This window comes from Aeromonas sp. 603404 (assembly GCF_049171775.1).
Classification (GTDB): Bacteria; Pseudomonadota; Gammaproteobacteria; order Enterobacterales; family Aeromonadaceae; genus Aeromonas; species Aeromonas veronii_A.
The window spans coordinates 45,120-63,432 of record NZ_JAAKPE010000014.1; the positions used below are offsets into that span (position 1 = coordinate 45,120).

Genomic DNA, 18,313 nt, shown 5'->3' on the forward strand with positions numbered 1-18,313 from the left:
GAGTGAGGATGCAGATTCATCGACATTGGCTGATACTGGCTGGTTTCTTCGGGTTGACGGCCACCATGCTGGGGGCTTATGGCGCCCATGGATTGGCGGCGACCGGCATTACGCCCGAGCGTCTGGCGGCGTTCAATACCGCCGTGCAATATCAGTTTTTTCACGCATTGGCCCTGCTGGTTCTGGGCTGGTGTGGTGTGCGCAGCAGGGTGATCCAGCTGGCTGGCACCGCCTTTGTGCTGGGGATCATCGGATTCTCCGGCAGTATTTACGCCATGGTGCTGCTTGGCAGCAAGGGGCTGGGGTTGATTACCCCGGCCGGTGGCCTCTGTTTTATGTTGGGATGGACGGCCCTGATCTGGGCTGGCTGTCGTCTTGGAGGAAAAAATGAATAATCTGCTGCTTTATTGCCGCCCCGGTTTTGAGAAAGAGGCGGCTGCAGAGATCACCGAGCGTGCCGGTAACATGCAGTGCTACGGTTTCGCCCGGGTCAAGGACGACAGCGGTTATGTGATCTTCGAACTGTATGACGAGGAGCAGGCGGACCTGCTGGCTCGCAAGCTGCCGTTCCGGGAGCTCATCTTCATCCGCCAGATGCTGGTGGTCACCCATGAGTTGAAGGATCTGGATGTCGCGGACAGGATCTCCCCGATCCTTGAGGCGGTGAGTGACTACACCATTTGCGGTGATCTGCGGGTCGAAACCGCGGATACCAACGAAGCGAAAGAGCTGTCGGCCTTCTGCCGCAAGTTCACCGTGCCGCTTCGTCAGGCGCTGCGCAGCAACGAGATCCTGACCAAGAAGGAGACGCCAAACCGTCCGGTGTTCCACGCCTTCTTCATGGCCAATGATCATGTCTTGCTGGGCTACTCCTATTCGTTCAACAACTCCGGATTCCACATGGGGATCCCGCGCCTGCGCTTCCCGGCCGATGCGCCGAGCCGCTCCAGCCTCAAGCTGGAGGAGGCGTTTTACGTGTTCGTGCCGCGGGAAGAGTGGGATGTGCGTCTCTGCTCAGGCATGAAGGCGGTGGATCTGGGTGCCTGTCCGGGTGGCTGGACCTATCAGCTGGTGCGTCGTGGCATGATGGTGACGGCGGTCGACAACGGCATGATGGCCCAATCCCTGATGGATACCGGTCAGGTCAAGCATATCCGGGATGACGGTTTCGTCTGGCGTCCGAGCAAGAAGAACACCTACTGGCTGGTGTGCGACATGGTCGATAAACCGGCGCGGGTCGTTCACATGATTGCAGACTGGTTCCGTGAGGGCGACTGCCAGGAGGCGATGTTCAACCTCAAGCTGCCGATGAAGAAGCGTTATGCTGAATCGGTACACAATATCGAGGTGTTGCGCGAAATGCTCAAGGAGATCGACAACGCGTTCGTGATCCAGGCCAAGCAGCTCTATCACGATCGAGAAGAGATCACCGTGCATGTTTACAACAAGTACTGGGTCTCCAAACTCGAGCCCAAGGCGTGATGTAGCAGTTCTGCCTGTACGATAAATACCAAGGCCGACAGGGAAAGCTGTCGGCCTTTTGCTATTCGGCTGCCGGAAAATATCAGAAACGGTAATCGAGGCGCAGGGAGGATTCGTCGTCGGTCACCTTGATCTCTATCTGCAGCGGGATGGTTTTGTCTACCGGATTGAACTGCATCTTTATCCCGTCTCCTCTCAGCCTGAGGGCGGTGTTCATTCCGCCAGCCTTGAACTTGACCTTGGGTCTGAAGCGTTCGACCGACAGACTGACGCTCTTTTCCGGGGTCAGATTAAGCTGCGGGTAGGAGGTGATCTTTTGATTACCAAAGTTGTCGGTGGAGACTTCAATACCAAATGACAGGGGTTTGGGTGCCTTGAGCAGGTCGTTGGTATCCAGGCTTGAACGCCATACCTCGGTGGCAGTCCGTTTTTCCTGCTGTGGCAGTTTGGCAGTTTGGGTCTGTTGATCCTGTTCGAAGGCACTTGCAGTACCACACACCAGCATCAGACCCGAAACCAGATAGCACCCGTATCCCTTCATGAAAAACACTCCCTGTTCTTCTTCTCTATTGAACATAGTTGCTGTTTAGGGAGTGGCAAAGGATTCGGAAATATAAAAAAGGGAGCCGAAGCTCCCTTTTAAAATCAATTAATTAACTCACAGGCGATCGATGATGGCCTGGGTGAATTCGCTGGTGGAAGCCGTGCCACCCAGATCGCGGGTGACCCGATCACCGGATTCGATGGTGGCTCGTACTGCCTCGCGGATCCGCTCTGCCTTATCCTGCATGCCGAGGTACTCCAGCATCTGAATGGAGGCGAGGATCACCGAGGTCGGGTTGGCGATATTCTTGCCAGCTATGTCAGGCGCAGAACCGTGGACCGCTTCGAAGATGGCCGCGCCATCGCCGATGTTGGCGCCGGGCGCCATGCCGAGACCGCCAACCAGACCGGCGCAGAGATCCGAGAGGATGTCGCCGAACAGGTTGGTAGTGACCATGACATCGAAACGCTCCGGATACATCACCAAATTCATGCAGGCGGCATCGACGATCATCTCTTCGCTCTGGATATCCGGGTAGTGGCTGGCGATTTCACGTGCCACTTCGAGGAACAGGCCGGAGGTCGACTTGAGGATGTTCGCCTTGTGGATGATGGTGACCTTCTTGCGACCTTCCTGACGGGCCAGCTCGAAGGCGAACTTGACGATGCGCTCGGCCCCTTCGCGGGTGATGATGCTCATCGCCTCGGCGCTCTTGTTGTCATCACTGCGCTTCTGGCCTACACCCGAGTACATCCCTTCGGTGTTTTCACGCACTGTGATGATGTCGATGTTGTCGTAACGGCTTCTGGTGCCCTTGAAGGAGATGACCGGGCGCACGTTGGCGTAGAGGTTGAACTTCTTGCGCAGGGAGACGTTGATGGAGGTAAAACCGCCGCCGACCGGTGTGGTCAATGGCCCTTTCAGGCTCACCTTGTTCTTCTCAATCAGATCCAGGGTGGATTGGGGCAGCAGCTCGCCATGCTTCTCGAGGGCAACCAGACCCGCATCAGCGTATTCGTACTCAAAGTCACAACCCGCATGGGTCAGGATCTGGATGGCTGATTCAATGATGCTGGGGCCGATGCCGTCGCCGGGGATCACGGTAATTTTTCTTTTGGACATGAGAGGGTTCCACTTCCAGGGTATAGGGGAGGATGGGGCTGTTTTATAGCATTTACTCAGCAAACCAACCACATTCCTTTACATTCTACTCACTTTCATCAACAGCGAGGGTGAGTCTCGTCATGGTTCGCCCCCTTGCCTGCATTTTTGTTCGGCCATTTAGTCCGGCTGGGGCGGGTAGCGGATGTCCCGCAGGTTGAATCCCAGTGGAATATCCCGCTGCAAGCGCACCAGCCGCTGGGCCAGCAGGGCCTCATCCTGATGCTGGCGCAGCTTGAGCAGTGGCTTGGCGGCATCCTCTTGCTGACAGGCTTCGAGCATGGCTGCCAGATTGCCATATTGCTGCAACAGCTGGGTGGCGGTCTTGGGGCCGATCCCCGGAACCCCCTTGATATTGGAACCGCTGATACCGGTCAGGGCCCAGAAGTCGACCAGCTGAGCAGGGGCTACCCCATATTGCTGCTGGACGAAGGCCGCATCCAGCCAGCGCTTGTTGAAGTAGTCGCGCACCCGGATCTGCGGGCAGATCAGTTGGCAGAAGCCCTTGTCGGTGGAGATGATGGTCGCCTGATGGCCATGGCTGGCGATGCCGCTGGCGAGGGTGGCGATAAGGTCATCCGCTTCATCGGTCTCGGAGAGCAGGGCATCGACACCGCACTCCCAGAAGGCATCCTGCAGGGTCGCCAACCCCTCACGCAGTTCGGGGGGCATGGGAGTTCGCCCCTCCTTGTAGGCCGGATAGACCTCCTTGCGCCAGCTATGCACCTCGCCATCAAACACGGCAATGACATGGGTCGGCTCGCTATTGGCCAGCAGCTTGCGGCAGGTATTGATAAGGTTGGCGCGGGTTGCAACCAGCGCCTGGGCAGGGGTCAGTGCCTGCTGGGCCTGTACCGCGTGCAGACGGCGAATGAGGTTGAGGGCATCGATGATGAGCAGGTGTGGCCGGATAGTTGACATGGGGCACTCTTGGCGGTCGGGACGCCCCATTGTAACAAACCACTCGCCTTATGGGGGATTGATGGCGGTCGGGAAGGCATAGCGCCAATAAAGAGGGGCGCCGATGCGCCCCTCTGTCGATGATGTATCTGTACCCTAGCGGACGATTTCGTAGCAAGGCACATACTGACTGCCCGGCAGCTTCATCCGCTGCTGCTTGACGAAGCTCTCCAGCAGCTTGTCCATCAGGTGCATCAGCTCCTTGTCGCCGTGCAGCTTGAAGGGGCCCTTCTTCTCGATGGCGCGAATGCCCCCTTCCTTGACGTTGCCGGCGACGATGCCGGAGAAGGCACGACGCAGGTTGGCGGCCAGCAACTGGGGCGGCTGGTTGCGGTGCAGATCCAGACTGGCCATGCTGGCGTGATCCGGTTCGAAGGGGAGCTGGAACTCCGGCTCAATCTTGAGGGACCAGTTGAAGGAGTAGGCATCACCGACCGATTTGCGGTATTCGCGGATTTTCGGCATCGCCTCCTTCATCACTCGGGCCACTTCCGGTGCATCGCCAACAATGATCCGGTAGAGCTTGGTCGCCGGTTCACCGAGGGTCGCCTTGATGAAGTCATCGATGGCTCGGAAGTAGTCGGCACTCTCTTTCGGGCCGGTCAGGATGATGGGCATGGGTTGTCGTTCGTTGGCCGGATGCATCATGATGCCGAGCAGATAGAGCAGCTCTTCGGCGGTGCCGACCCCGCCCGGGAAGATGATGATGCCATGGCCCAGACGCACGAATGCTTCCAGCCGTTTCTCGATATCCGGCAGGATCACCAGCTCGTTGACGATGGGGTTGGGCGGCTCGGCCGCGATAATGGAGGGCTCTGTGAGGCCGATGTAGCGCCCGTTGCGCACCCGCTGTTTGGCATGGCCGACGGCGGCCCCCTTCATCGGGCCCTCCATGGCTCCCGGGCCGCAACCGGTACAGATGTTCAGCTCACGCAAGCCCAGCTCGCTGCCCACGGCGCGGGTGTACTGGTACTCGATCTCGTTGATGGAGTGGCCACCCCAGCAGACGATCAGGTTGGGATCGGCGCCAGGCAGGATCACCTTGGCGTTGCGCAGGATGGCGAACACCACGTTGGAGATATGAGTCGAATTGGTGAGGTTGACCAGCCGGTTCGATTCAAGCTGGTTGGAGACATAGAGAATGTCGCGCAGCACCGAGAAGAGGTGCTCCTGAATACCGCGAATGATCTCTCCATCGACGAACGCGTGCTCGGGGGCGTTGAACAGTTCCAGCTTGACCCCGCGCTCGCGCCGGATCACATGAATGTCGAATGATTTGAAGCGCTCCAGGATCTCCTTGGAGCTGTCGGTATGGCTGCCGGAATTGAGCACCGCCAGCGAGCAGTTGCGAAACAGTTGATAGATATCGCTGGAGGCAGTCTGCTTGAGGCGATCCACCTCGAGCTGTGACAGCAAATCCATGCTGCCAACGGGATTGATGTGCGTAATCATAGGTTCCCCTTTACTCACTTGTTATCGTTGTGTTTTTTCCCTGGGGAGAAAAGGGATGCCATGTTGCATCCCCTGAGTTTGATAGTAGTGGCAACGGAGGGGGGAGGGAAATAGGGCGACGACTGTTCGCTGTTTTTTTAGTCACAACTCAGGCCAGTGTCACTTGATCCCGACCTGCGTTCTTGGAGTGGTAGAGCGCTCTGTCCGCCCGTTCGAACACATCGGAGGGGTTGTCACCATCCTTGAACAGGGTTGCGCCGATGGAGATGGTGATCTCCACCTTGGCATCGCGAAAACGGAACGGGATGCTCTTGATGGTCTGGCGCAGGGTTTCCAGCGGCTTCTGGAACTTGTCCGGGTTGATATTGGGCAGCAGCACCACGAACTCTTCGCCGCCGAAACGGGCGATGAAGTCAGTGTCACGCAGGGCGCTCTGCAGCGCTTTGGCAACAACCTTCAACGCCTTGTCGCCGGCCATGTGGCCATAATTGTCATTGATGTTCTTGAAGTGATCGATGTCGATGATCGCCATGCAGAGCGGAGTGCGGTAGCGAAGCCAGCGCTTGAACTCCTGCTCCAGCCGCTCGTCGAGGGCGGCCCGGTTGTGTACCTGAGTCAGGCTGTCGAGGAACAGCTTGTGCTTCTGAATGGTCAGCCGCTTCTTGTATTCGGCGGTCTCATCCTTCATCAAGCGCAGCTTGGACTCCATGGTGGAGAGGCGGGTGAGCAGGTGACGTTCCCGTGCTGCGGTACTTTCCCGTTCTTGCAGCAGCAGATTGATGGCGCCCATATGGCCGGAGATGGCACGCTTGAGCGCATCGATGGAGTTATGGCTGGCCAGGGAGTGGTCGATCGCCTGCAGTTCGCAGACCAGAGCTTCGCGGGTTTCACGGGTTTCATTTTGTAGCGCACGCCCCTCATCGAGGGATTCGGTAAAGCCGACATGCACTGCTGACAGGCTCTCGTTGAGGGAGCTGAGAAAGGCGCGGGAGGCTTTGCGCTCCTCGCGGGTGCCTTCGATGATAAGTTCGATGACCTGCATACAGGTCTCTGCCAGCATGGCAGGATTGATGCCGATCAGCAGTTGACGGCGGATATCCCCGAGGCTCTCGCCAATTGAACCGGCGAAATCAAGTTCGGTGATCAGCCGCTGCAGTTCGTCTGCGATACGCGCATGATCTTTGAGGTCAAACGGCTCAACATCAGGTTGGGGTTCACAACCGGGCTCGCTCTCTTGCTGTTGGGGCGCTGAAGAGCCGGACAGTGGCTGGCTTGGCAGCAGCTGGATCTTGATCGCCTGCTGATAGAATTCAAGCAGGCGGATCACCTTCTTTTGATGATCGGCAATACCATAGCCGGCGGGGCTTTTCAGAAATTCCTTGAGGGATTTTCGGGTCTCTTCCGGGAAGCCCTTGATGGTTTTTAGCTGTTTTGAGCCAAGATCAATGGCTGCCTGGGTCAGGGTGAGCGACTCTTCCAGTGCATTGCTGTGCTGCTGCAGCAACTTCTCGATGGCAAGTAGCTCTGCATCCAGCGAGGTGAATGCGGGATTGCTATCCAGTCTCTGCTTGAGCTTGGCGAAGCGATTGTCCAGCTCACGATCGAAGCCGCGGCAAGAGAGCATCAGCTTGTTGATAAACTGGATGCCACGAGCTCGCTCTGCATCGGAAAAGGAGAGAACGCCGTCGAGCTCCAGCTGTTTTTGCTGGAGGGATTCCCTGAGCCTGGCCAATTGTCCTGCTACGGCAGCGATGTCATTCATTATCAGGTCGCCCTGTTGTCATTATTGTTTTTGGTGTTGGATAGCAACAGTGGCCGAACCCGAGGTTGAGTGTCGTCTGTTATCTATTATTTGCCGGCTGGCCTTCAGCCGCTTGCATCCTTGCGAGGCTGGGCCAGTTAACCCATTGCTTTTCATGAGAAGAATTGACTTTTACCAGCCCCTTGTCAATTGCCATCAAGCCGCATTGCCACACATCCCCATTAAAAAATGCAGCCTGCTGGCAATCGATGGCGGCGAGCTCCAACCAGGCGTTTTGCCGGTATTTTTCACTGAGCTGAATGGCTCCCGACAGGGCGAGATAGCAGAGGTCGAATAGGCCATTGTGATCGAGCGCGGTCGCCGCCTTGGGCAGGAAGGGGTGGCTGACAATCCCCAGGCTTATCTGGCGATCAAGCTCGTATTGGCAAGGGAAGGCGGCGATGGCGGTTAGCAGGTCTCCCGCAAGTTGATGCAGGTTGGTCACGTGGCGCTGCGGCACAACGTACAGCATGTGCCCTTCCCGCAAGTCATAGATACGGCCATCTTGCGGGGTCAGGGTATCCATATAGATGCCGAACGCCTGCTCGATTTCACGGCTGGCCTGATAGCCGTGGCGCTCCAGCGTATTGACCAGGAAGGGTACCCGGAACAGCAGATAGTGCAGCTTGTCATCGAATTCACTGTGCTCTTCGCTCAGATACCAGCGCTCCGATTTCAGCTGGCGTTTTGCCATCTCCCGCGGCCAGCGATTCATCAGCCGCTGCCAGTTGGCAAGTCCGGAGCGGGGTTCGATCAGCAGGGCCTCGCCAGTGCGTTTCAGTTGCAGACGGGCGGTACGCAATTTTAGCCAGAGGGTGAAGAAGAGGTAGATGAAGAGCGCCAGCAGCAGGCTGGTGGTAATGCTCGACCAGAGATAGCGCTCCTGCTGGTGCTGGCTGTTGTTAAGCTGCTGCTCCAGCTCCTTGATGTGTTGTACCCGTTCAACCTGGACATAGTTGTCGCGGATCGCAGCCTGCTCCTGATCAATTTCCTGCTGGCGAACCTCTTCTCCCAAACGATGGAAGCGCTTGTAACTGTCGAGGGCCTGGTGCAGGTATCCCTTCTGCTCATACGCAAGTGACAACAGGCGGAATACTTCGTACTGGCGGCGAGTGTCGCCTACCTGATTGGCCAGTGCCCGGGCATTTTCCAGCTGCAGGATGGCGATGGCCGCCTCCTGCTTCTTCAGATAGAGCTCGCCGAGCAACAGCAGGGTATCGATCAGCGGCTCTTTGGCATCGCCCAACTCGTGGGACTGCCGGGCTGCATTGAGGTAGTTGCCGGCCAGCGAGAGGTTACCGCTTTGCAGATAGGTTTTGCCAATCTCGTACTTGAGCAGAGAGGCCTGCGGCCGACTGCTTCCCTCATCGAGCAAATCCAGCGCATTGAAGAAGTAGACCAGCGCCATATTGAGGTCGCCCTGATCACGGTTGAGTCGGGCCAGCACGATAAGTGAGTCGCATAGCAGTGACGGATTGCCGATGGAGTGAAAATAGTTGGCCGCTTCATTGGCATATTGCAGCGCTTTCTGGGGCTCCTGCTCTTGCTGATAGAGTTTGACTATCTGGTTGGAGAGCAAGCCGAGAAAGAGCGGGTCGTTGAGATTCTTGGCCTGCTGCTGGGCATCGATATATTCACCCAATGCCAGCTGGGGTTGTTGCAGCACACGATAAAGGTCGCCGCTGATGGCGCTGACCCAGGCGCTGGCAAGAGGATTGGCGGCTTTGGCAGCCCAGATCCTTGCATCCGCCAGATGGGTCTTGGCGTCTTCAAGATGCTGATTTTCAATCTCGTAGCTGGTGCGTTGCAGGCGGCTATAGATCTGTAACTGGCTCTGTTTGAGGTCGGGACGGGCCAGCTGTTCGTCCAATTGTTCCAGCAGGATACGGCTGTTGTTCTGGCCATCTTGCCTTAGCCCCTGGCTACGGATTTTGAGATAGAGGGCGTGGGCCTTGAGTTCGGGTTGGCGCTCTCTCTCCGCCAGCTCCATCGCCTTGTCGAGGGTTTGCTGGGTAGCTTGATATTGGCCAAGCTGGATTCGGCACTCCCCTTCAAGCAGGTGTGCTCCGATGGTTTGCGAAACGGTGCTGTAGCTGAGCAGAGGCTCGCGATAGCCGAACTCCTGACGATTACTGATGATTTGCTGGGGATTCTTGGCCGCACGCGTCAGAAAGGCGGAGGTGATCTGAACACATCTGGCAGGGTCGGTCAGCACCAGTGATTGGGCCTGTTGCAGATCCAGGGATAGTTGCTCCTTGTCCAGATCCAGATTTGGAGCGGACAGAGAAGACATCATCATAGCCAGAAAAAACAGTTGATTCATTGGATTAAGGACGGCGCAGAGGTGTTGGCATGTTATCCAAGCCCACCCCTGCGAGTCCAGCGTTTACTGATGGTGTGCTCAGGCTCCTTTGTAGCCGGATGCATCAAGGCGCCAGCAGGGTTGAGATAGCAGGGCGCTGTGGTGTGATACCGGGAAGCCCTTTATCAACGTCTGCTCTTATTGACGGATCAGACGCAGGTTGGTTGGCACGGCTTCGAAATCGGAGCGGAACGGGTTGATGTCGAGGCCGCCGCGGCGGGTATAGCGTGCATAGACGGTCAACTGCTCAGGCTGGCAATAGTGCTTGAGGTCGATAAAGATCCGCTCGATGCACTGCTCGTGGAACTCGTTGTGTTGGCGGAACGAGATGAGGTAGCGCAGCAGCTTCTCCCGATCGAGTTTCGGCCCCTTGTAGCGGATTACCACGGAGCCCCAGTCGGGCTGGCTGGTGACCAGGCAGTTGGATTTGAGCAGGTGGCTGTGCAGAGTCTCTTCAACCTGCTCGCTGCCGACCGCCCCTTGCAGCAGGGACGCATCAAACTCGTAATTGTCTACCTCGATATCCTGCTCATCAATGCACTCGCCGGGCAGCAGGGCAATCTGGTGCGGCGCCTTGTCGAGGGGGAACAGGGTCACCTTGACGGTCTCACCGGCACAGGCACTCAGATCCTTGGTCAGCATGGCGGCGACTGCCTCGATAGAGTCGCAACGGGTCTGGTTGAAGGAGTTGAGGTAGAGCTTGAAGGATTTGGATTCGATCAGGTTCGCACTGGTGGCCGGAATGGCCACTTCACCCACCGCCACCATCGGCTTGCCCTTGGCATTGAGCCAAGAGAGCTCATAGAGGGTCCAGACATCGCAACCGCTAAAGGGCAGGTCATCGCCCAGCTTGAGATCATCCCGGTTCAGGCTACGTGGAACCGGCTGCAGCAGGGAGGGGGTGTACTGGCTGATGTAATCGGATTGCTGGCCCAGGCTCAGGCCGGTCAGGGCGCTGGCCCCGGCGTATCTATCTTGTTTGCTCACAGGGTTGCTCACGTAATGTGCTCATGATGAGTGGAATGAAACGGGCCATTGCAGGGCCGGATGGTTGCAGCCGCTTGGCTTGGGCGTCGGCCTCTCTGTATCCCGGGTTCTGTTTCCCGGGTCACTAGGTCGGCTGGCAACCTTGTCTGTTACCGGGTTTGGTGGTGCAATAGCGGACTTTGCCAGCAATTGTGGGGATTTTCGATGTCGGATCAAGTTTTGTCTGCCCTGGAGCACTTTTTTGCCCGCTGGCAACGGGATGGCGAGGCCAGACGAGGCCTGCCCCTGTGCGAGTGGGAGGCGGACTGGCGTTCCCCCTGCCAGCTTGGTGAGCCCGCCGATGGTCGGGTGGCCTGGCGTCCTCACCATCGCTCCGAGCCCGCCGATTTTACGGCCATGGCCGATGCCCTTGAGCTGACAATTCATCCCAGCGCCATTGCCCTGTTCGGGCACTGGTTCAGCCGCCCCATCCCCTGCCTCTTCAAGGGGCTGCGCCTTGAATTGCTCCTGCCGTGGAACGACGTGGATCTCGACCTGCTCAAGGAGAACCTCATCGGCCACTTGCTGATGCTGCGCAAGCTAAAACGAACCCCCTCCATCTTTATTGCCACCACCCGCAACGAGATGACGCTCATCTCGCTGGATAACGAGAGTGGTCAGGTGTGGCTGGAGTGGCTCGATTCCGGCCGCCGTCTGACGCTGGCGCCCTCTTTGCCGGCGTTTCTGGAGCGGCTGGAAACGTTGCCGCAATAGCGCCGCTTCGAGCCAAGGTTACTCATCGGAACGAAAAGAGCCTTGCCATGCGGCAAGGCTCTTTTTTATGGCATCGCGTACAGGGAACGCGCTTAATCCTTGAAATCCCAGGAGAGGTTGGAGATCAGACGGCAGCTGTCGCACTTGAAGTCGAAGATCTCGTGCAGTGGCTCTGCCAGCGCCCACTCACCGCCACAGCTGGGGCAGGGGCGCGCCTTCTCCTCGGCCGCGCTCAACCCGCCCACTCGGTAGAGGTAGTAGTAGGTGGGGATGCCGCTCAGCACTTCCAACCGTTTGGCCAAATCGGTGCCGCGCCGGTAGAGGCGGCTGCCCACTTCGCCGATTTCGTGCAGCGCCGCATGTTCGGCGATGGAGCCGTTCATCTGCAGCTGATCGCATGCCTCCCAATCCTCCTGCCACTTGATGATCTGTTTCTGATCGCCGTTGGCGACCGCGGGCAGCTGGTAGAGCGGAATGGGGGCGAAGTGGTCACCACAGCGCAGCGGCGAGCAGGTATGCAGGAAGCTGGTATAGAGCATCATCCAGCTGGGGCGCTCGCCCTGTGTGCCGCAAGGGTCGGTGCTGTCGGAGAGCAGATCCGCCCCTTGAAGATGGAGCTTTGGCGCCAATAACCCGGCCTGATTGAGCTGCTGTTCGGCCAGTTTGACCTGCTCGCTCTGGTTGTCGGGGTGCAGGCTATCCTGCTCCGGGCAGACTACCCGACTGACGAAATAGCCGTCATGCATGCTGGTGGGGAATTCCCGCCCGAGGATCTGGCCCTGATAACGCAGCATGTCGAGGTAGTTGACGATGGCCCGCTCGGCTTCGCCAAGGGAGGTATCGCGGTAACACTCAAAGCAGAGTTCGACGATATACATGGTTCAGCCTTGCCCCTGCTGGAGGAGCAGGTCGGTCAGGCGATCCACCTTCTGTTCGATGCGCGCGAGCTGTTCGGCGAGTTGCTGCAGGGTGAGCTCCGGTGCTGGCTGAGGCACAGCCTCTGGCAGGATCTCGCTCTCGGCGGTCGCAACTGGCTGCTGCTTCCACTGGCTCAGCACTTTCAGCAGCTCGGCCATCGGCACAGGCTGGGTGAGGCGGGCCTTGATCATGGCAGTGGTGGGCGTCAGGCCCTTGGCGGCCAGCTCGTTGGCAATTCGGATGATCTCGTGGGCGGACATAAGCATGCTCTGGGTGAGAAGGGTGGATCGATATCGGGGCGGGATCTTAACCAAAGCCGGCAGGGGAGGAAAGGGGCGGGCGGCTTAGCGGGGCTGGCGCAGCATCACATCGAGCTGGTCGATCGCCTCGCACCAGTCGGAGTCGTTCCACAGGGCATCGCGCAGGAAGCTGGCCTGGGCGGCATTCCAGAAACCGGCCTCCGGCAGCAGGGTTTCATTGTCGAGGTGATGGTCGTGCACAAAGCGGTGCAGGCTCAGCTCGTCGTTGGCCATCCCGAGCTGGGCAAACAGGGCTGGCAGATCGTGGACAAGGGGTTCCATCTCGTCTCTCCCTTTGTTTAATCCCTGAGATTATAGACAGGCACAGCCATCGGGCGCAGAGACGAGATTGGGGATCAGGCAGAGGGGATGCGATGGGGTGGCAGATCAACGCCCACGATGTGCAGCCCCTGCATCTTGAGGGTGCCCTGATAGTGGCTCTCGCCATCGCTGGAGAATTCAAACTGATAGTGGGTCAGCAGCCGCAGGGGATTGCGGGCCAGCTCCCGCCGGTTGCGGGCCAGCGACAGCAGTTGCAGATCATGGTGCTGGCAGTAGCGGCGCATGTATTGCCAGGCCACTTCTGCCTGTTGGCGTTGCAGCCAGAACAGGCCGGCTACGGCAATCAGCAACAAAATTCCGAGCATCTCTCCCATAGGCGGGCTTCCTTATCGTGATGTCGATAACCGGGAGTCCTGCTCGGCACTCCCGATCTCTTTTTCTATTTCCCGCCGTGTTGCCTCGTGGCGTGAGGGGGAGGCGAGGGATCAGGCCGAGGCAAACAGACGGCCGATGGCCTTGCCCAGCGCATCGCTGCGCTCGGGGTCGCGCAGTCTGGCCAGCATATCATTGCGCAGGGCCGGTAAAGTGACCAACTCGGCAAAAACCTGATTGAAGAACTGGGTCGGTTGTAGCGCCAGCTGTTCCAGATAGTAGCTGAGCAGATTGGCATCTTTCAGATCGGGCCAGAGCCGACCGGCGATGGCGAGCAGTAGCGCAGGGCTTGGCTGGGTTTGCAGCAGGGTCAGCAGCTTGTTGGTGCGCAAAGTGCTGCCGGGGCAGGAGGCCATGGCGCGGCAGAGGTAGGCCAGGGTCTCCGGGTTGGGGGCGGCGCACTCCTGCTCCTTGCCGATCCGCTCGAGCAGGGCCCCTTGGACTGCCGGCGGCAGCGGGGCGTTTTCAAGGCTCTGGCAGAGGGCGTAGAGCGGCTCTTGCGGCAGTTTGGGCAGTGCCTTGCAGATCAGCGCCAGATTGCGCTCATCATGCAGCCGCTCGGCCAGATCGGCAAAGCCCTGCAGCCCCAGCGTTTGCCAACCGGTGTCGTTGGGTGCGGCCAGATAGTGACAGAGGGCATCGTAATAGGCCGAAGGGGCCTGCTCCAGCTGGCGCGCCAGTTTGGCGTGCAGACTGGCCATTTTTGCCTCTGCCGGGCGGAAGGTGTAGGGATTGTCGGCCAAGCGCTGGGCTTTCTCTTCATCCAGATCGCCGGTGAGCTTGTAGCCCAGGGTCTCCACCACCTGATCCATGAACAGCTTGGGGCCATTTGACATCAGCAGGCCGCGCTCATCGAGGGCAAACTTGAGGAACCAGAGGTAGTGGCGAGACTCGCTCGGCTGGAAGAAGTGCACACCGAGCCAGGCGTGCTGTTGCAGCGGCCAGGGATAGGGCTCTTGCTGCTGTTCGATGCGCACAAAGGTATCGCTTGCCAGTGGCCGCACTTGGCGGCCCATGTCAAACAGCTGGAACTGGGTGCCAGCCTGAGTCAGAAATTCGGTCAAGGTATTGATGGCAGTAGGCGTCGCAGACATGGTGAGATCCGGCTAATGGTGATGCGGGCCGATTATAAGGCCCTTGCCGAGGATAGCCAGTGGCAGCAGACGCGCGTTGCGGTAGATATCAACATGGCAGCCATGCGGGGGGAGGTGTATAGTATCGCCCTTTTTTAACGGCGGCAGGCCGTGCTGGCTGCCGTGTATGTCGACGAGCCGGCTGAATCGCCGGTGCTGCGCGATCGAATGTACTGGCATCCTGACTGACCCTGTCGGGTCAGCGGATCAATCTGTGGTTATGAGGAAGAGAGCGAGATGAATCAATATTTGCTGGTAGCTGGCCTGTTGGGGGAACTCACCGCCGAGTTGCAGCGCCTTGAGCGCTGGCAAGCTGACCATCCCGGTGACGAAGCCCTGGCAAGCACCCTGCCTTTTTGTGTCGATACCCTGAGCTTTGATCAGTGGCTGCAGTTCGTGCTGATCCCGCGCATGGAGCAGTTGGTGATGTTGCAGGCTCCGCTGCCCACCAGCGTCTCCCTCTATCCCATGGCCAGCGAAGTCTACAAAGAAGATCTGGCCGAAGCAGAAGCGCTGCTGCGACTGATCGCCCGCTTCGATCTGCTGCTTTCCGGCAAAGTGATCGAACAATGATGCCAGCGCAAACCCGAGAAGAGAGTGACCTGAAGCTGACTCTGCTCTATCAGGATGAGTGGCTGGTGGCGGTCAACAAGCCGTCCGGTCTGCTGGTGCATCGCAGTTGGCTCGACAAGGGCGAGACCCGTTTTGCCATGCAGATGACCCGGGATCTCATCGGCGGTCGCCATGTCTATCCGGTGCATCGCCTCGATCGGCCCACCTCCGGGGTGCTGCTGTTTGCGCTCGAACCGGTGATTGCCCGCGCGCTGACCGAAGCCTTTACCCAGCGTCAGGTGCACAAGGAGTATCTGGCATTGGTGCGCGGTTGGGCACCCGAGCAGGGGGTGATCGACTATCCCCTCAAGGAGCAGCTGGACAAGATTGCCGATGCCATGAGCAACCCGGATCGCCCGGCGCAGGATGCCGTCACTACCTTCCGGCGCTTGCATCAGGTCGAGCTGCCCCACGCGGTCTCCAAAAAGCACCCCACCAGTCGCTACAGTCTGGTCAGATTGTTCCCGAAGACCGGCCGCAAGCATCAGCTGCGCCGCCATATGGATCACCTGTTCCACCCCATTGTCGGGGATACCACCCACGGGGATGGCCGCCACAACCGTTTCTTTCGCGAGCACTTTGGCTGCGAACGGCTGCTGCTGGTGGCCCGCACCCTGAGCTTTACCCATCCGGTGCTCAAGGTGCCGATGCGGATCCAGGCGCCACTCGGTCAGGATGTGCTGCGCCTGTTTGCCGAGCTGGGCTGGCCCGCCAGCGAGAGCGACTACTAAGCGCCTGATCCTCAGCCCTGAACCGGTGGCATCTGACGCCAGCTTGCTGATAGAGTTGCTAAAAGAGTGACTCAAGCAGGGAGAGGAGAATGGCGCAGATCGATATCGTGGTAGGAACTGTCTATGGCGCAGCCATGCTGGTGGCCGAGACCTTGGCAGATGAGCTGGAACGCAAGGGGCATCACTGTTCTCTGCACGAAGAAGCACGGCTGGCGGACATTGACCCCGGCCGTTTTTTATTGCTGGTCAGTGCCACTACAGGGCAGGGGGACATTCCTCCCAATCTGCAGCCCTTTGCCAGCGAGCTGGCTGACAAGGCGCCCTGGCTCAAGGGGCTGCGGTATGCCCTGATTGCCATGGGTGACAGCAGCTATGACCATTTTTGTGGCGCAGGCCGTCGGCTGGACGGATTGCTGCAAGAGTTGGGGGCCACGCGAGTGATTTCCCCGCTGGAGCTGGATGCCACCGTGCACGATGAACCCGAACAGGTGGCACTCAGCTGGCTGAAAAAGTGGGATATTCAGCCCTGAATATTCTCTTGAATAGAGCCATATCAATCCCCTGAGCCTTAAGTAGCAGGGGATTGTTATTTGCACAAAAACCATCTCACTCTGCAACGCATATTTCCCCTGATGGCGGAGGGCTATTTTCCCCTTTTAGCATTCCATTGCCGTAATGGTTTCACGCGCACCGCAGACCCGTCATCCAAATAAAAGTTCCATCTTGAAAGCGATCTCAGTCATGTTTTTGTCATTCGAACGTAAAATAATGACTTTAGTTCTATCGCGAATTAATTAATGATAACGCTTTCAGGGTTGTTGTTGTTGTGTGTTTTTCTTGTTTTCCGGATTTTAATTGCGCGGTTGATGGCTTTTTTACTTGTTGTTGTTGTGGAGATCGTTTGCCGAGCGATTTGTCGCCATTTTGTGAGTCGCTTCATATTTGTCGTGAAATACGCTCCCTATAATCAACCTCGGTTATCACCAACAGGATTACATGGTGATAAGAAGTTGAATATTCAGGATCACACTCCTCACTGCGGGAAATAAGGAATATGACAATGAAAATGAAGTGGCTCCCGATTGCAGCAGCTGTTACTGCCGCCCTGGCTTCCCAAGCCGCCTTTGCCGTAGATTTCCACGGTTATTTCCGTTCCGGCGTCGGTGTTTCCGGCGACGGCGACATGGTTAAATACAACGTCAATAAAGTTGGCCGTCTTGGTAACGAAAATGATACCTACGGTGAAGTGCAACTGGGTCAGGAAGTATTCAACAAAGATGGCAAGACTTTCTATGTTGATTCCATGTTTGCCATGGCTTCCAACGGTTCAAACGACTGGGAAGGTACCGGTACTGTTTGTAACTTCGATGCCAAGCAGTGCAATGGTGATTCCGACTTCGCTCTGCGTCAGTTCAACGTACAAGCCAAAGGCTTGCTGAACTTTGCTCCTGAAGCAACCCTGTGGGCTGGTAAGCGTTACTATCAACGCCATGACATCCACATCTCCGACTTCTACTACTGGAACATCTCCGGTGCCGGTGCTGGTATCGAAGGCATCCAGGCTGGTCCGGGTAAAGTATCTTTCGCATGGGTACGCAACGATCGCAGCGCTGCCGATGTGTTTGGCCAGTACACCCAAACCGGAGTGGATGGCAACGGTAACCCGACCTATCAGAAGAATGAAGATCTGAACGTTAACACCTTGGATCTGCGTTATGCCGGCATCCCGCTGTGGACCGATGCGTCCTTGGAACTGGGCGTTGACTATGCTCTGGTCAATGAGACCAACGATCAGAAAGCACTGAAAAAGAATCCGCAAGATGGCGTGATGCTGACTGCTGAACTGACCGCTGGCATCCTCGGTGGTTTCAACAAAACCGTGCTGCAATACGGTACCGAAGGTTACTCCAAGACCATGGCTTTCTATGGCGATGGTTCCTGGTACGGCGCTGAAGCCAAAGACGGTGCTGACGGTTTCCGTATCATCAACTGGGGCGTTGTTCCGATGGGCAACTCCTGGGAGATGGGTCACCAGCTGGTTTACGGTGTAGGCAACGAAATGTGGGACGGCAACGACAAGTGGGAAACCATGTCTGTTGTTGTTCGCCCGATGTACAAGTGGGATGACTTCAACAAGACCATCTTTGAAGGCGGTTACTTCAAGGACAACAACAAGTCCACCAATGGCAGCGAAGACAAAGATGCCGGCTACAAGCTGACCCTGGCTCAAGCCTGGTCTGCTGGTTCCAGCTTCTGGGCCCGTCCGGAAATCCGTGTGTTCGCCTCCTACCTGGCTAACGACGAAGACAAGAAAGTCTTCGAAGGCAATACCTCCAAAGACACCTACCAGTTTGGTGTTCAAGCAGAAGCTTGGTGGTAAGCAAAAGTTTAAGTTAAGTTAGTG

The 18,313-nt window shown here is 57.6% G+C and carries 19 protein-coding genes; 7 read left to right on the forward strand and 12 right to left on the reverse strand.

What is annotated here, in order from left to right; all coding sequences use genetic code 11:
* Positions 1 to 8 precede the first annotated feature (8 nt).
* Positions 9 to 395, forward strand: a complete 387-nt coding sequence (locus G5306_RS16730; RefSeq protein WP_216951896.1) for a DUF423 domain-containing protein — start codon at positions 9 to 11, stop codon at positions 393 to 395.
* Positions 388 to 1,482, forward strand: a complete 1,095-nt coding sequence (gene rlmM, locus G5306_RS16735; RefSeq protein WP_005338617.1) for a 23S rRNA (cytidine(2498)-2'-O)-methyltransferase RlmM — start codon at positions 388 to 390, stop codon at positions 1,480 to 1,482. Before G5306_RS16730 ends, rlmM begins: the two co-directional genes overlap by 8 nt.
* A gap of 82 nt (positions 1,483 to 1,564) precedes the next feature.
* Here rlmM and G5306_RS16740 read toward each other — a convergent pair whose 3' ends face one another.
* From G5306_RS16740 to queF, 7 genes are all read right to left on the reverse strand, one after another.
* Positions 1,565 to 2,023: a hypothetical protein gene (locus G5306_RS16740; protein WP_043819010.1), complete on the reverse strand. Its 459-nt coding sequence runs from the start codon at positions 2,021 to 2,023 to the stop codon at positions 1,565 to 1,567.
* Positions 2,024 to 2,140: 117 nt separating this feature from the next.
* Positions 2,141 to 3,148 carry an isocitrate dehydrogenase gene (locus G5306_RS16745; protein WP_421231396.1) on the reverse strand — a complete coding sequence of 336 codons (1,008 nt, stop codon included), beginning with the start codon at positions 3,146 to 3,148 and terminating at the stop codon, positions 2,141 to 2,143.
* A 159-nt stretch (positions 3,149 to 3,307) separates the two neighbouring features.
* Positions 3,308 to 4,108, reverse strand: a complete 801-nt coding sequence (gene xni, locus G5306_RS16750; RefSeq protein ID WP_106842360.1) for a flap endonuclease Xni — start codon at positions 4,106 to 4,108, stop codon at positions 3,308 to 3,310.
* Positions 4,109 to 4,243: 135 nt separating this feature from the next.
* Positions 4,244 to 5,599 (reverse strand): nucleotide 5'-monophosphate nucleosidase PpnN, encoded by a 1,356-nt coding sequence (ppnN, locus tag G5306_RS16755; RefSeq protein WP_019445906.1) that lies wholly within the window; start codon positions 5,597 to 5,599, stop codon positions 4,244 to 4,246.
* A 148-nt stretch (positions 5,600 to 5,747) separates the two neighbouring features.
* Entirely contained in the window at positions 5,748 to 7,361 is a 1,614-nt protein-coding gene (locus G5306_RS16760; RefSeq protein ID WP_216951894.1) for a GGDEF domain-containing protein, read from the reverse strand.
* 79 nt (positions 7,362 to 7,440) lie between these two features.
* On the reverse strand, positions 7,441 to 9,723 hold the full coding sequence (locus tag G5306_RS16765; protein ID WP_266134129.1) for a hypothetical protein: 2,283 nt from the start codon (positions 9,721 to 9,723) through the stop codon (positions 7,441 to 7,443).
* Between the two features lie 177 nt (positions 9,724 to 9,900).
* On the reverse strand, positions 9,901 to 10,749 hold the full coding sequence (gene queF, locus G5306_RS16770; RefSeq protein ID WP_216951892.1) for an NADPH-dependent 7-cyano-7-deazaguanine reductase QueF: 849 nt from the start codon (positions 10,747 to 10,749) through the stop codon (positions 9,901 to 9,903).
* A 204-nt stretch (positions 10,750 to 10,953) separates the two neighbouring features.
* On the opposite strand from queF, the gene syd reads away from it, so the two are divergent.
* Positions 10,954 to 11,502, forward strand: coding sequence for a SecY-interacting protein (gene syd, locus G5306_RS16775; protein ID WP_421313241.1), 549 nt, complete (start codon positions 10,954 to 10,956; stop codon positions 11,500 to 11,502).
* A 92-nt stretch (positions 11,503 to 11,594) separates the two neighbouring features.
* On the opposite strand, the gene G5306_RS16780 is transcribed toward syd, so the two are convergent.
* From G5306_RS16780 to G5306_RS16800, 5 genes are all read right to left on the reverse strand, one after another.
* Positions 11,595 to 12,380: a Zn-ribbon-containing protein gene (locus G5306_RS16780; RefSeq protein ID WP_421258329.1), complete on the reverse strand. Its 786-nt coding sequence runs from the start codon at positions 12,378 to 12,380 to the stop codon at positions 11,595 to 11,597.
* A 3-nt stretch (positions 12,381 to 12,383) separates the two neighbouring features.
* Entirely contained in the window at positions 12,384 to 12,680 is a 297-nt protein-coding gene (locus tag G5306_RS16785; protein WP_005343755.1) for a DNA-binding protein, read from the reverse strand.
* A gap of 84 nt (positions 12,681 to 12,764) precedes the next feature.
* On the reverse strand, positions 12,765 to 13,001 hold the full coding sequence (locus G5306_RS16790; protein WP_005338602.1) for a DUF2789 family protein: 237 nt from the start codon (positions 12,999 to 13,001) through the stop codon (positions 12,765 to 12,767).
* 74 nt (positions 13,002 to 13,075) lie between these two features.
* Positions 13,076 to 13,375 carry a DUF3301 domain-containing protein gene (locus tag G5306_RS16795; protein WP_234603541.1) on the reverse strand — a complete coding sequence of 100 codons (300 nt, stop codon included), beginning with the start codon at positions 13,373 to 13,375 and terminating at the stop codon, positions 13,076 to 13,078.
* Between the two features lie 111 nt (positions 13,376 to 13,486).
* A complete protein-coding gene (locus G5306_RS16800) occupies positions 13,487 to 14,527 on the reverse strand; it encodes a DUF3549 family protein (RefSeq protein ID WP_335818398.1) in 1,041 nt (346 codons plus the stop codon).
* A gap of 276 nt (positions 14,528 to 14,803) precedes the next feature.
* On the opposite strand from G5306_RS16800, the gene G5306_RS16805 reads away from it, so the two are divergent.
* The 4 genes from G5306_RS16805 to G5306_RS16820 all read left to right on the forward strand — a co-directional run bounded on the left by G5306_RS16805 (position 14,804) and on the right by G5306_RS16820 (position 18,289).
* Positions 14,804 to 15,139: a YqcC family protein gene (locus G5306_RS16805; RefSeq protein ID WP_005338596.1), complete on the forward strand. Its 336-nt coding sequence runs from the start codon at positions 14,804 to 14,806 to the stop codon at positions 15,137 to 15,139.
* Positions 15,136 to 15,909 carry a tRNA pseudouridine(65) synthase TruC gene (gene truC, locus G5306_RS16810; protein ID WP_421313243.1) on the forward strand — a complete coding sequence of 258 codons (774 nt, stop codon included), beginning with the start codon at positions 15,136 to 15,138 and terminating at the stop codon, positions 15,907 to 15,909. The genes G5306_RS16805 and truC overlap by 4 nt, the downstream gene beginning before the upstream one ends.
* An 89-nt stretch (positions 15,910 to 15,998) precedes the next feature.
* Positions 15,999 to 16,439: a flavodoxin gene (locus tag G5306_RS16815; protein WP_421313245.1), complete on the forward strand. Its 441-nt coding sequence runs from the start codon at positions 15,999 to 16,001 to the stop codon at positions 16,437 to 16,439.
* Between the two features lie 530 nt (positions 16,440 to 16,969).
* Positions 16,970 to 18,289 carry a maltoporin gene (locus G5306_RS16820; protein WP_302054505.1) on the forward strand — a complete coding sequence of 440 codons (1,320 nt, stop codon included), beginning with the start codon at positions 16,970 to 16,972 and terminating at the stop codon, positions 18,287 to 18,289.
* Positions 18,290 to 18,313: the final 24 nt, after the last annotated feature.